General features: G+C 62.9%; 12 protein-coding genes and 5 pseudogenes. 11 read left to right on the plus strand and 6 right to left on the minus strand.

Going from position 1 to position 12,087, the window contains the following annotated elements:
- The first annotated feature begins 861 nt into the window (after window positions 1-861).
- The 3 genes and pseudogenes from PY310_RS20640 to PY310_RS20650 form a co-directional block, all read left to right on the plus strand.
- The gene (locus PY310_RS20640; RefSeq protein WP_275216483.1) at window positions 862-2,349 is read left to right on the plus strand and encodes an NAD-dependent succinate-semialdehyde dehydrogenase; all 1,488 of its coding nucleotides are present in this window, start codon (window positions 862-864) and stop codon (window positions 2,347-2,349) included.
- 127 nt (window positions 2,350-2,476) lie between these two features.
- Window positions 2,477-2,750 (plus strand): annotated as a pseudogene (locus tag PY310_RS21740) (transposase); the annotation flags it as partial.
- 167 nt (window positions 2,751-2,917) lie between these two features.
- A pseudogene (locus tag PY310_RS20650) lies at window positions 2,918-3,669 on the plus strand (transposase); the annotation flags it as partial.
- 128 nt (window positions 3,670-3,797) lie between these two features.
- Here the strand turns inward: PY310_RS20650 and PY310_RS20655 are convergent.
- Window positions 3,798-4,213 (minus strand): annotated as a pseudogene (locus PY310_RS20655) (DUF302 domain-containing protein).
- Window positions 4,214-4,246: 33 nt separating this feature from the next.
- A pseudogene (locus PY310_RS20660) lies at window positions 4,247-4,503 on the minus strand (metal-sensitive transcriptional regulator).
- A 123-nt stretch (window positions 4,504-4,626) separates the two neighbouring features.
- Here PY310_RS20660 and PY310_RS20665 point away from each other — a divergent pair.
- The 5 genes from PY310_RS20665 to trxA are packed head-to-tail and all read left to right on the plus strand — an operon-like array spanning window position 4,627 to window position 7,262.
- Window positions 4,627-5,250, plus strand: coding sequence for a rhodanese-like domain-containing protein (locus PY310_RS20665; RefSeq protein ID WP_275216484.1), 624 nt, complete (start codon window positions 4,627-4,629; stop codon window positions 5,248-5,250).
- The gene (locus tag PY310_RS20670) at window positions 5,247-6,146 is read left to right on the plus strand and encodes a sulfite exporter TauE/SafE family protein (RefSeq protein WP_275216485.1); all 900 of its coding nucleotides are present in this window, start codon (window positions 5,247-5,249) and stop codon (window positions 6,144-6,146) included. Before PY310_RS20665 ends, PY310_RS20670 begins: the two co-directional genes overlap by 4 nt.
- A gap of 26 nt (window positions 6,147-6,172) precedes the next feature.
- Window positions 6,173-6,517: a rhodanese-like domain-containing protein gene (locus PY310_RS20675; RefSeq protein ID WP_275216486.1), complete on the plus strand. Its 345-nt coding sequence runs from the start codon at window positions 6,173-6,175 to the stop codon at window positions 6,515-6,517.
- Window positions 6,518-6,547: 30 nt separating this feature from the next.
- Window positions 6,548-6,844: a rhodanese-like domain-containing protein gene (locus tag PY310_RS20680; protein ID WP_275216487.1), complete on the plus strand. Its 297-nt coding sequence runs from the start codon at window positions 6,548-6,550 to the stop codon at window positions 6,842-6,844.
- A 55-nt stretch (window positions 6,845-6,899) separates the two neighbouring features.
- The gene (trxA, locus tag PY310_RS20685; RefSeq protein WP_275216488.1) at window positions 6,900-7,262 is read left to right on the plus strand and encodes a thioredoxin; all 363 of its coding nucleotides are present in this window, start codon (window positions 6,900-6,902) and stop codon (window positions 7,260-7,262) included.
- A gap of 313 nt (window positions 7,263-7,575) precedes the next feature.
- Here trxA and PY310_RS20690 read toward each other — a convergent pair whose 3' ends face one another.
- Window positions 7,576-7,788: a dodecin gene (locus tag PY310_RS20690; protein WP_275216489.1), complete on the minus strand. Its 213-nt coding sequence runs from the start codon at window positions 7,786-7,788 to the stop codon at window positions 7,576-7,578.
- Window positions 7,789-8,295: 507 nt separating this feature from the next.
- Between PY310_RS20690 and PY310_RS20695 the strand changes: the two genes are divergently transcribed.
- On the plus strand, window positions 8,296-8,844 hold the full coding sequence (locus PY310_RS20695) for a MarR family winged helix-turn-helix transcriptional regulator (protein ID WP_275216490.1): 549 nt from the start codon (window positions 8,296-8,298) through the stop codon (window positions 8,842-8,844).
- Window positions 8,845-9,542: 698 nt separating this feature from the next.
- A complete protein-coding gene (locus PY310_RS20700) occupies window positions 9,543-9,854 on the plus strand; it encodes a hypothetical protein (RefSeq protein ID WP_275216491.1) in 312 nt (103 codons plus the stop codon).
- 421 nt (window positions 9,855-10,275) lie between these two features.
- On the opposite strand, the gene PY310_RS20705 is transcribed toward PY310_RS20700, so the two are convergent.
- Together PY310_RS20705 and PY310_RS20710 are read right to left on the minus strand one after the other, a co-directional pair.
- Window positions 10,276-10,548 (minus strand): hypothetical protein, encoded by a 273-nt coding sequence (locus PY310_RS20705; protein ID WP_275216493.1) that lies wholly within the window; start codon window positions 10,546-10,548, stop codon window positions 10,276-10,278.
- 47 nt (window positions 10,549-10,595) lie between these two features.
- Complete coding sequence (locus tag PY310_RS20710; RefSeq protein ID WP_275216494.1) at window positions 10,596-11,075, minus strand: hypothetical protein; 480 nt, start codon at window positions 11,073-11,075, stop codon at window positions 10,596-10,598.
- A 176-nt stretch (window positions 11,076-11,251) separates the two neighbouring features.
- On the opposite strand from PY310_RS20710, the pseudogene PY310_RS20715 reads away from it, so the two are divergent.
- Window positions 11,252-11,664 (plus strand): annotated as a pseudogene (locus PY310_RS20715) (transposase); the annotation flags it as partial.
- A gap of 10 nt (window positions 11,665-11,674) precedes the next feature.
- Here PY310_RS20715 and PY310_RS20720 read toward each other — a convergent pair.
- Window positions 11,675-11,824, minus strand: coding sequence for a hypothetical protein (locus tag PY310_RS20720; RefSeq protein ID WP_275216496.1), 150 nt, complete (start codon window positions 11,822-11,824; stop codon window positions 11,675-11,677).
- Window positions 11,825-12,087: the final 263 nt, after the last annotated feature.

The following is a 12,087-nucleotide window of genomic DNA, read 5'->3' on the forward strand; positions in this document are numbered from 1 at the left end:
TCAGTCGAGTCATTGGTCGACGGCGGTGACCACGTCATTGCTCTCGGATCCGTTCTGAACATCGATCTCGGCGAGAGCAAACCGCTGACCTACTACCAACGCACCTTCGGCACACATGCACCTATCGGCGTTTATACCGTTTAACCCTCCTGGCAAGGACCGCACATAGCTCTGCTGACTATTTTGCTCACCCCAGCCGAATCAACTGGTTATCCTCTTCTTCCGACTTGAACTTGCGAGGGGTGCTCCACTAACGCGACGCGGTTATCCATAACCGAGTGGATGTTTTAAAGGGACTCATCGATAAGGACGAAAGCCACCCTCTTTCCACCGTTCCACCGTACAGCGCAAGAGGAATACCTCGGGATCTGACAGCCCAGGGCCCGCGACGATCCCTAGACTTTCGCAGGTCCTAGTACAACAGGCCGAAAAGGCACTTCGCTGACTAAAGGAGCTAGGCCTGAAATAGTTCCGTTGCGGCGCGCAACGACCCTGACGGATCGTAAGCAGCAAGAATTTCCATTCCATAATTTCTCCGTCAGACTCCATACGGGGCCTCTTCCTGGTTCGGTTCTGGTGGGTTTAAACACCGTCATCAACCCGCAGGGGGAGGATGCCAGGTACGACCACGTCGGTGTAGACGGCGGCCAGTCCCTTCAGGTTGTAGATCATTTTGGAATCCCTTGGCATCGGTGCCGACCCAAGAGGGTCGGCACCGACCCCGCCACCTCAATGAGAGCAAGAGTCACGAGAAGCTTTGACGTCCTCATGCCCTGCTTCTGGCTGCTCTACCGCACCAAACTGCTAAAGGCCGTGTTGCACACCGCCACGGCTTCCTTCACAACATCTGGAGAGCGAACGATGTCAACAAATGCCCAGCATGAGAGCGCCCTGCTGGCCTCTGTACCCACCGGTCTGCTGATCGGTGGCCAGTGGCGCCCGGCCGCGTCCGGGAAGACTTTTGAGGTCGAGGACCCCTCGACCGGCAAGGTCCTGCTGCGCCTGGCCGACGCCGGCCCCGAGGACGGGGCGGCCGCGCTGGACGCGGCGGCTGCCGCGCAGGATTCCTGGGCGAAGGTTCCCCCGCGGGAGCGCGGGGAGATCCTGCGCCGGGCCTTTGAACTGGTGACCGAGCGTGCGGAGGACTTCGCGCTGCTGATGACGCTGGAGATGGGCAAGCCGCTGGCCGAGGCCCGGGGCGAGGTCACCTACGGTGCCGAGTTCCTGCGCTGGTTCTCCGAGGAGGCCGTGCGGGCCTTCGGCCGGTATTCGGTGTCCCCGGACGGGAAGTCCCGGCTGCTGGTGACGAAGAAGCCGGTAGGCCCGTGCCTGCTGATCACGCCGTGGAACTTCCCGCTGGCCATGGCGACCCGCAAGGTCGCCCCGGCCGTCGCCGCGGGCTGCACCATGGTGCTGAAGTCCGCCAACCTGACGCCGCTGACCTCCCAGCTGTTCGCCGCGGTGATGATGGAGGCCGGGCTGCCCGCAGGGGTGCTGAACGTCATCCCGACGTCCACGGCCGGCGCCACCACGGGCCCGCTGATCAAGGACCCCCGGCTCCGCAAGCTCTCTTTCACCGGTTCCACTGAAGTCGGCCGCCGGCTGCTCTCGGATGCGGCCGAGACGGTGCTGCGGACCTCGATGGAGCTCGGCGGGAACGCCCCCTTCGTGGTGTTCGAGGACGCCGACGTCGACGCCGCCGTCGCCGGGGCCATGCTGGCCAAGCTGCGGAACATGGGTGAGGCCTGCACTGCAGCGAACCGGTTCATCGTCCAGGAATCCGTCGCGCAGGACTTCGCCAAGAAGTTCGCCGCGAAGATGGCAGAAATGACCATCTCCCGCGGCACCGAACCGGAGTCCCAGATCGGCCCGCTGATCGATGCCAAGAGCCGGGACAAGGTCCACGAGCTCGTCACCGCCGCCGTGAACGATGGTGCCGTCTTGATGACGGGCGGGGCACCGGTGGACGGTCCCGGATACTTCTACCAACCCACCCTTCTCCTCGACGTGCGAGCAGGCGACCGGATCCTGTCCCAGGAAATCTTCGGCCCCGTCGCCCCGATCATCACCTTTTCAACCGAGGACGAGGCCGTCCGTCTGGCGAACAACACCGAGTACGGGCTCGTGGCCTATATCTTCACCAAGGACCTGAACCGGGGCATCCGGATGGGCGAACGCCTCGAGACCGGCATGCTCGGCCTGAACGCCGGCGTGGTCTCCAATGCCGCCGCACCCTTCGGCGGGGTCAAGCAGTCCGGCCTCGGACGCGAGGGCGGCCTCGAAGGCATCGAGGAATACCTCTACACCCAGTACATCGGCATCGCCGACCCGTACGCCGGCGGACGATAGTCATGGCCGGAAACCGCCAGAGCACTCACGACTCCGAAGGTAATCTCATGACACCTGGGGACTGTGGAATTAACGGTGTATCCGGCTCGACACGTCAGGCGGTCTGCTTGGCAGGAATGAGCTGGATATGCCGGTGACACTAGACGCCGTGAAGACTGCGGACACCACCGCGAAACCAAAGGAAATTACGGAGGCTGAGGCCGCCCGTGAGCTGGTGAGGATGGCCCGGGAACAGGGACTGTCTCTGACTGGTCCTGACGGGCTGCTCAAGCAGCTGACCAAGACGGTCATAGAGGCCGCGTTGGATGAGGAGCTCACAGAGCACCTCGGCTATGAGAAACACGACGCGGCCGGGAAACAGACCGGCAATGCCCCGCAACGGGACCCGGTCCAAGACCGTCGCTTTGAACGCCTTCGCCATCACCTTTAGCGACCGATTCCCGGCAGCTGAAAACTACTAAAGGAAACTGGCTCATCAACTTTTAGCGTGGTGTCCTTCAAATGAAGGGGCTCGTAGCCCTGCGAGCATAGGTGTTGTCGAGACATCTATTGCTGAGGACTACGAGCCTTGTTACAGATTACGCAGACGTGCGATGCCGCGTCGATTCTGTTCAATTTGGAGGGCCATGTTGTGCTCTCTGCCGAGCGTTCCGGGGACATCCGCACCGTGCTGGTCGAGCCCGTCGAATGGGAGGGCGCCTGCCCGGACTGCGGTGCGCTCTCGTCCCGGGTCCAGGCCCGCCCGATCCATCGCGTCCGCGATCTCCAGTGCGGCGGAGCGCCGGTGGAGGTCCGGGTCCGGAAGCGCCGTCTGGCCTGCTTGGAACCTGAGTGTCCGCGGCGGTCATTTGTGCAGACTACCGATGAAATTCCGTTCCGGTCACGGCTGACCAGCAGGCTGGTGGCGGGCATTGTCACCGGGCTGTCCACTGAGCTGCGTGCCGTCTCCCGGGTCGCTGCGGCCGCCGGCGTGTCCTGTCCTGGACAACCGTCATGCGCGTCACCGCGGACACGGCCGTCCTGGACGGGGGCGTGGACCGAAGGCTCGTCCGCTGGCTGGGCGTGGATGAACACCGCTTCCGACGGGTCAGATACCTCAAGGATGACACCGGCAAGGTCACCCGGGTCGAGCCCTGGTCGATCGTGTTCACCGACCTGGATACCGGCGCCATCCTCGATATTGTGGACGGCCGCCGCGGCCAGGCGGTGCGGGACTGGATCGGGGCCAGGCCGCGGTGGTGGCGGAACAGGGTGGAACTGGTTGCGATGGATATGTCCACCGAGTTCCGCCGGGCCGTCCGCAAGGCCCTGCCCAAGGCAGCGCGGGCGTTGGCGGCGCTGCGCAGGATGCCGGCCAGGGCATCCTTCTCGAGCGGGCCGGCAGAGTGGATGAGCAGGCCGGGTCCGGGATGCCCGGTCCCTGAAGCCGTTGCTTGCGTCGACATCTCTTACTTGTCCGCTTCGCCGAGGTCGGCGAGGGCGTTCCGGAGGCGGGTACCGGCGTCGTCGGCTACTTCTTTGACTGATGGGGCGGCGCTGAGCTGGACCATGGTCTGCGGGTCGATGGCCTAATGGTGGTGACTTCTGCGTCTTTGCTGCGGCGGACGACGACGTTGCAGGGCAGGAGCGCACCAATTTCGGGCTCTGCAGCGAGGGCGCGGCTGGCCAGGGCCGGATTGCACGCACCGAGAATGACGTAGTCACCGACGGCGTCAGCGGCTTCAGCGCCAAGCTTGGCCTCAAAGGTGGACCGGACATTTATCTCGGTAAGGATTCCGAACCCTTGGGCCGACAGGGCGTCCCGGGTGCGGTCCAAGGCTTCAGCCCACGGAAGTGCGATGGTCGTGGCGAGGGTGTACGTCATGGTTCTCCTGGGGTAGCGCGAACGTCGGTCTGGTCAGGCGAGGGAGAGGAAGAGCTTTTCAAGCTCTTTCTTGTCCATCGTGGCGTCCTTCTGGACGATGCACTGCTCAAGGCCTGTGGCGATGATGGCGAACCCCGCCCGGTCGAGCGCTTTGGACACGGCTGCGAGCTGGGTAACGACGTCCTTGCAGTCCCGGCCTTCTTCGAGCATGCGGGTGACAGCGGCGACTGGCCCTGGGCGCGCTTGAGCCGGTTGATCACAGGCGTGAGTTCTGAGGGATTGAGTTCCAAGGGTTTCTCCAAAGGTCCGGGGGCTTATTCAATCCTATACCCCCTAGGGTGTTTTGACGACCCCCGGGGGTATCGGTAATACTCGGTGGGGTATTCATCCTTCCCCCAATTGAGAGGCCAGCAATGACTTCCCCCTCCACGGCTCCGGCCGTCACCGCACTTGCCCCTGAGACCCTGCACACCTGGATTGACCAGCACGAGGACCTCGTGGTGATCGATGTGCGCTCTGCCGCTGAGTTCGAGTCCATGCACATCCGCGGCTCCTACAACGTGCCGCTGCCGCTGCTGTCCGAGCACACTGACGAGCTGGCCGCCCGCCTGGGTTCCCGCGTGGTCCTGGTTTGCCAGTCCGGCGTGCGCGCCGAGCAGGCCCGCCAGCGCCTTGCCAAGGCCGGTATCGACACCGCCTACGTCCTGACCGGTGGCGCACCCGGCTTCGTTGCTGCCGGCGGTGAGGTGGTCAAGGGCAAGGACCGCTGGGACCTGGAGCGCCAGGTCCGCCTGGTGGCCGGCTCCCTGGTGGTGCTGGGCCTTGCCGGCGGAAAGTTCGTTTCCCCGAAGATCCGGACGCTCGCCGGGGTTATCGGCACGGGCCTGACATTCTCCGCAGCCACCAATACCTGCGCGATGGGCAAGGCCATCTCGGCCATGCCGTGGAACAAGGCCACCAAGGAGCCCACCCGCGAAAGCGCCATCCTGGGGCTCCCCGTCTCTACCGAGGTGAAGGAGGAGGCCAAGGCCGCATGACCATCACACTTGTCCTGGTTCTTGCCCTGTCGGTGGTCATCGGGCTCTCGCTTGGCGTCTTGGGCGGCGGCGGTTCGATCCTGACGGTGCCGATCCTGGTCTATGTGGCCGGGTTCGAGGCCAAGGAAGCGATCGCAGCGTCTCTGTTCGTCGTCGGTGTCACCTCCGCGGTCAGCGTGTTCAGCCACGCACGCGGCGGCAGGGTGATGTGGCGGACCGGCCTGATCTTCGGCGCGGCCGGCATGGCCGGCGCGTTCGTCGGCGGCCTGCTGGGCGGGCACATCCCGGGCCAGATCCTGCTCATCGCCTTCGCGGTCATGATGGTGGCCACCTCCGTGGCCATGCTCCGCGGCCGGAAGAAGAAATCCGACGACGGCGCCGCACCGGTCAGGCATGAACTGCCCCTTGGCAGGGTGCTGCTGGACGGCGCAGTCGTCGGGCTCGTGACAGGCCTGGTCGGCGCGGGCGGCGGATTCCTCGTAGTCCCTGCCCTGGCACTGCTGGGCGGCCTGCCGATGTCCATCGCCGTGGGCACCTCCCTGGTAGTCATTGCGATGAAGTCCTTCGCAGGGCTCGCCGGCTACCTCACCACCGTCCAGCTCGACTGGGGCATCACCCTCGGCGTGACGGCCGCAGCCATCGTGGGCACCCTTGCCGGTTCCAAACTCGCCGGCCGCATCCCGGAAGCCGCCCTGCGTAAAGCCTTCGGCTGGTTTGTCCTGGCAATGGGCACCTTCGTCCTCATCCAGCAGGCCCCGGCCGACATGCGGTGGTTCATCGCCGCCGCAGTCGCGGCCCTGACGGCAGCCACCGCCGGCATCTGCTGGTTCTTCATCAGCTCCTGCCCACTCAGGAACCGCAGCGGCCGCCGCAGCAACATCCCCTCACCCGCCTGAACCTGGCACTGACCAAGGAGAACACCATGGGCCTCATCAGCTCCCTGAAAAAAGCCTTCAGCAAGCCCTACAAAACGGTCTCAGTAGCTGAGGCCAAGGACCTCCTGTCCTCAGGTGCCGCGACGCTGATCGATGTCCGCTCCGCCCAGGAATGGCGGACCGGGCGGGCACCCCAGGCCAAACACCTCCCGCTGGATCGGCTGCAAGCCGGCACCGCCGGCATCAACAAGAACAAGCCCGTGATCGCTGTCTGCGCATCCGGGGTCCGCTCCGCGTCAGCGGCCCGGCTCCTCGCCTCCCAGGGATACCAGGCGTACTCCCTGCGCGGCGGCATGAGCGCCTGGCGCCAAGCCGGCGAGCCTGTCCGCTGACAACAGCCCACTATTTCGAAGGAGAATCCAATGGCTGAAATCACCATCACCGAGGCCGAACAACGCCGCTCCACCGCCCGAATCCTCGATGTCCGCGAGGACTTCGAAGTGGCCGAAGGCATGATCCCCGGCGCCCTGCACATCCCCATGGGCCAGCTGCAGGAACGCCTGTCCGAACTGGACCCTTCCGTGCCCGTCATAGCGGTCTGCCGCAGCGGCAACCGCAGTGCCGCCGTGGCCGACGCCCTCAACGGTGCGGGATACAAGGCCGACACAATGGCCGGCGGCATGACCGCCTGGACCCGCGCCGGCCTCCCCACCACCTGACCCCGCAGTCCCGCAGAAACTAACCAAGGCAATGCCCGAAAGGACATGAAAAACGATGGCAACCATCGACATCACCGAACAGAGCTTCGCCCAGACCCTGGAGAACAACGACATCGTCTTCGTTGACTTCTGGGCAGCCTGGTGCGGCCCCTGCCGCATGTTCGCCCCTACCTACGGAGCCGCGGCCGAACGGCACCCGGACATCACCTTCGCCAAGGTCGACACCGAAGCCGAACAGAACCTCGCCGCAGCAGCGAACATCACCTCCATCCCCACACTGATGGCCTTCAAGGACAAGACACTGGTCTTCTCCCAGCCCGGAGCCCTCAATGCCACCGGACTCGAGGAAGTTATCCAGGCCGTGAAGGACGTGGACATGGACAAGCTCCGCGCCGACGCCGCACAGCAACAGCCCTGACACCCACAGCAAAAACACTGCAACATCCAGCCTTCGGGAATACCCATAGGGGTATCGGTGTTGGAATCAGTGAGAACGACGAAACTTCCCTCCACCCCTTACGAAGGAGAGCACCAGATGCTTATCGAGCGCATTTACGATGAAGACCTCACCCAGGCCAGCTACACAGGGACAACTTTCGGCACACCATACTGTCCTTCTTCGAAGCCGCATATTTCGAGAATTCGGCGGGTTCCAACCGTTTGTAAAAAACTGGCCCGCAGCTGATTTCCCCGAAATGGTTTCCGAGGGTCGACTGCGGGCCAGCAGAAAATTACTCTTCGTCGAGGCGGAAACCCAACTTCACGGTGACCTGCCAGTTAGCAATCTTGCCCTCTTCCAAGTGGCCCCGGATTTCCTTGACCTCGAACCAGTCAATGTTCCGCAGAGTCTGGGACGCCTTGGCAATCCCATTCCGGACAGCGTCGTCCACTCCCTGATCCGACGTCCCGACAATTTCAGAAATGCTGTACGTGTGGTTAGACAACTTCGCTCCTCATGATCGTCTCAGGACTCCCGGTTGCGGATCCCTATTGAAGACTAGCCGAACACTAAGAACGTCTACCAGCCCGTAACCGGATATTCCACACCCGCTGCGGAGCTTTACGCCCGTGACACACAACCGCATACTTTCACTCGAGCGCCATGTTCCTGAGGTCGACCAAAGTCTGCCGCCTGTGGGCAACCAGGCATGAGGTTAGCGGACAATCGCGGGATCCCAGCGCCTCGGCGATGTTCTGGTGGCGCTCGATCGCGCGGGCAGGAGCTCTTGACGAACCCGCAGTATCCAACAGCCGGACGCGCAGTGGACGCCGTGATGAGTCAGCGAGCGTCTTTCATGTACCGGCCCTTGGTTTTGCTACTTCTTTGCCGTCCACCGGCGTCGGTTGTTTCCCAAGCCGTCCGGCGTCCATTGGGCCGCCTATACTCCGGCAGTTATGTGCTTCTTATCGATGACATCCTTGCCCCTGAACCCGCCCCTAGAATGGTTGCCATGAGCAAATTTCGTCAAAGCGTGCCAGCTCCTGAGGCATCCGAGGACGCCGTTAAGGCTGCCTTGGAGGAGGTCGAACGCGAACTGAGTCTGCTCTGGTGCCGCGCCCGTTCCGTGTCGCATCGGTTATCGCCTCGGGTTCACCCCGACATGGAACCAGCTGCCTACGGACTCTTGACCATAGTCCGACAGGAAGGCAGCATCCGACTCACAGCTCTTGCCTCCTCCATCGGTATCTCCAAATCATCCGTCAGCCGCCAGATTGCCTTCCTAGAAAGCGTCGGACTTGTCTACAAGGGAGCAGATCCCCGCGATGGCAGAGCGCAATCCATCGGGCTGACGGAGAAGGGGGAAGAAAAGATGCACCAAGTCCAAGACGCCCGCAGGCAGGTGCTCTTCGAGCGACTCGCCGAGTGGCCACCGGAAGAAGTGCACAAGCTGGACTACTACATAAGCAAGTTCAACGCCGTCTACGGTGACAGCCCCACTCAGGATGGCACTCCGGAGAAAACGAACTGCACTCCCCCACTCATGCCCGCCGGCGCCTGACGCGTCATTACCAAGCAATAACAACAGTTCGAGGCCTGCGCAACGAGGCTCCCAGCCAGCAGCTCAGACCCTTGTCTGCCCCTGGCAGACCCTCCTGGCCGGTGAAACGCCGACCAGGGTGGCGAAGGGCGCTTCCGCGGAGCCGCCCCCAGTACCAGCGGTAAAGACAGGCCTGCTCCCACGGAACCCTAGGCTTTCTGAACAAGAACCCGACAGGGAGGGCCAGAGCGCAGACATCCACCTCACCCCAAGGCCGGGACGTGCTCTCCGCAGCTGAAATCATCCGTGATGCGCCAGAAGCGGAATTGGCTAAGGTGTTGTTCCTCCGGGCTGGAGGCCCACATCCTCCGCCTACTCAGCGTCCCACAACCCTTGGGATACGAGACGTCTCACTGATCTGGCAACCGAGCCTGAAGACTCTGGCTTTTGTCAGAGGCCACTGAAACACTTACTGTCAGGGTCTCCTGACGAAACGTGTGGGTTATGGGCTGGGTATCAAACGATAACGAGCACGAGGGCTGGGCGGCGCCCGTGGCGCCCGACGGACGCTTGTCCGCATCTTCGACTGCCGAAGGAATACTCGTTAAAGGTCTCACGGGGAGCTACGTCCGGACGTCATGATGCCCGATTATGAACTAATCCCGGACAAGGAAATCATCGGCTGGCGGGGAGCCTGTGTATGCGGCTGGCAAGGAGAAATGTGGGAACGGGTCACGACCCCGGCGGCCGCCGACTTCAGCCGCCGCGGGGACTACGTTGCCCCGGATGAATTCGCCAATGCTTCAAGCGAAGTCGAAGACGCCATCCAGGACGAGTGGAATGCCCATATCGCTCCCTCGGAAGCCATCCTCGGTGTGGAAGCGGCAGCGCGTGAATACAATCAGGCCGGCCGCCGGCTGGACAAGACCGTCGCAGCGGCCAAGGCGGCCCGAGCATCCTGGGCCGACATCGGCCGCGCCGTCGGCATCAGCCGCCAGTCCGCCCACGAACGTTGGGCAGAAAAGCAGTGACCCCGCACCCAGCAATGCCCGTTGACGCGGATACCTTGAGTTTCTCCTTGACCTACGGCCGAACGTTGGTCGTGCTGCTGATGTTCATAGGGCAGCTGACCACGGTGGGTATTCTTCTAATTTTTGCCGGGATTATCCGGCTGACGGCGTACCCCATCCAGGCCATCTCGCGATTATTCAGCAAATCAGGACAGCCATGAGAATGGACGTCGCGGCAATCCCCGGTCTTCGTGCGTCTGCTCGTGCGGGTCTCCCCTACCCGCCGCGATCAGCAACTACATGAACCTGCCGCCGAGCTTCCGCAACACAGGAGGGACCGGTTTACGGGACGCGCGGCGACGTACTACCTGCCAGGCCACGAATGACATAAGCAGACACACGACAGTGGCCCCTGCTGGGGCCACTGTCGCGGTGTAAGTACTCAGAGTTGATTTGCTGCTTCGTTCAACACGGCGATCTTTGCCTGCGTTTCACGGTAGAGGTCGACGTTTCCGGGGTTTGGTACAGGGATCCAAGGAATGTTCTCGCGCCCCGCGATGCGCAGGGCTACATCCTCGGCATCCTTGATCTGGTACGTGACGCTCTTTCGTTCCGGCTCAGTGATTTTGTAGAGCGCCCGCTTGTTCTCGTATCCCCAGCTCCAGCTGAGCAACTTTTTGTGCTCCAGCTGGTCCAGGAAGTCTCCCAAATGCATTTGCCGCGCCAATGCCCACGGGGGAAGACGTCGAATTGCTGAATATCTCAGCGTAAGGTGCCAGTCACCCGGCCGGCGCGGCGCAGGAAGGAGCCGGCGAGGAGGAAGAAGGCACCGAGGCCGGCGGCAAATGCGCTGACGCCGTAGGCGAGCACGGACGTCATGAGGGAGGTGCGCAGCGAGGCCGCCGTCGAGAGGGCGACGCTCTGTTTGCGCAGCTCGGCGGCCTCATCACTGCAGCCGTCTACTCCGCGAAGAGCGTTGCTGATGTCGGCGAAGGTGCGGCCGCCCGCCCCGCGCTCGGCATGGCGTTTAATAACGAGCGCCTCGACGTAGGCCGTCGCCGGACCCTGCACGCGCTTCCCAGCGAGCATCGGGGCATCGCCTGGCACGTCAATCTTCTCCGCCTGGAGCTGCTTTGTGATCGTGACCCAGGCCCCAGCCCCGGCGGCCACTAACAGGGTCCCGGCAGCGACGGCGAAACCGCCGACACCTCGCAGGGCTGAGGCGGTGGACGAGCGGGTCATCGGTGTTCCTTTCGAACGCGGGGAGCAAATCCGTTTGAAGCATAGCCCGATCACGACCTGCGAGTGATCAATGCGGTCAGCAGCAACCCTGTCACGAAGGCTCTCCGCGCAGAACTTACGAAACAGCTAGCAAGCCTCGCACGCACCGATCAGACTCGCAACTCATCGCAACCCACCGGATCACCGCGTTCCTGACCAACTCACCGCGCTGGCACGGACCCTTCCTTGACGCCCGGCACCGTGCCCGCGGCCGGTGCGAGAACCGGATCAAAACCCTGAAAAACCACGGCTTGGGAAAGCTCCCGTTCTTCGATTTCGCCGCGAACCAGGCCTGGACGACATCGCAGCCCTCGCCTTCAACCTGGTCTCCTGGATCCAGCTCGCCGCACTCCCGGACGGCCACCACGCGAAGGCTTGGGACATCAAACGCTGGCGCTACCGGCTCTTCGCGACCGCCGGAAAAATCATCACCCGCGCACGCCGCAACCAGCTCCTGCTCCCGGAATCAGCACCCGAGAAAGACCTCCTGAAACTCCTCCTGGACAACACCGCCCGCCTAAGCAGAGGCCTCGTGCTTTCTACCGGCTGAGCAACTGAACTCATCCTGTCCCGACGAACAGCACGATCCCCGGAAGTGGAACCGGCGCCAACCCAGGCGAACCAACAGGCCACACCAGACTGCCCGGAAACAGAAAACCATCGCCGATCAGCCACCGGCACAAATCGGTGACCGTCGCGCTGGTGCTCATGAAAGGTGTTGACCATGCCCAGACTTATGGGGCGGAATTCCGCCTGGATGTTATTGATGTTGCGAGCAACGAAAACGCATCTAGCTATGGGGCGGATCTGTAGCTATAGTATGTAGAATATATAGTGAGATGCACATCACAGGTGCCCCTCCTAGGGGGAACGCTGGATCGCACCTGAGCAGTACAGGCGTCTCTTTAGCTCCCATGGCACACCCGCAGAGAGGGAAATTTTATGAGCACTGTACAGACCGCTACCAGCGCAT

Source organism: Pseudarthrobacter naphthalenicus (genome assembly GCF_029076445.1).
GTDB lineage: Bacteria > Actinomycetota > Actinomycetes > Actinomycetales > Micrococcaceae > Arthrobacter > Arthrobacter naphthalenicus.

Coding starts and splice junctions, on each gene's coding strand:
- PY310_RS20640 (WP_275216483.1), top strand. CDS start 862: ATGTCAACAAATGCCCAGCATGAGAGCGCCCTGCTGGCCTCTGTACCC.
- PY310_RS20665 (WP_275216484.1), top strand. CDS start 4,627: ATGACTTCCCCCTCCACGGCTCCGGCCGTCACCGCACTTGCCCCTGAG.
- PY310_RS20670 (WP_275216485.1), top strand. CDS start 5,247: ATGACCATCACACTTGTCCTGGTTCTTGCCCTGTCGGTGGTCATCGGG.
- PY310_RS20675 (WP_275216486.1), top strand. CDS start 6,173: ATGGGCCTCATCAGCTCCCTGAAAAAAGCCTTCAGCAAGCCCTACAAA.
- PY310_RS20680 (WP_275216487.1), top strand. CDS start 6,548: ATGGCTGAAATCACCATCACCGAGGCCGAACAACGCCGCTCCACCGCC.
- trxA (WP_275216488.1), top strand. CDS start 6,900: ATGGCAACCATCGACATCACCGAACAGAGCTTCGCCCAGACCCTGGAG.
- PY310_RS20695 (WP_275216490.1), top strand. CDS start 8,296: ATGAGCAAATTTCGTCAAAGCGTGCCAGCTCCTGAGGCATCCGAGGAC.
- PY310_RS20700 (WP_275216491.1), top strand. CDS start 9,543: ATGTGGGAACGGGTCACGACCCCGGCGGCCGCCGACTTCAGCCGCCGC.
- PY310_RS20705 (WP_275216493.1), bottom strand. CDS start 10,548: ATGCATTTGGGAGACTTCCTGGACCAGCTGGAGCACAAAAAGTTGCTC.
- PY310_RS20710 (WP_275216494.1), bottom strand. CDS start 11,075: ATGACCCGCTCGTCCACCGCCTCAGCCCTGCGAGGTGTCGGCGGTTTC.
- PY310_RS20720 (WP_275216496.1), bottom strand. CDS start 11,824: ATGAGCACCAGCGCGACGGTCACCGATTTGTGCCGGTGGCTGATCGGC.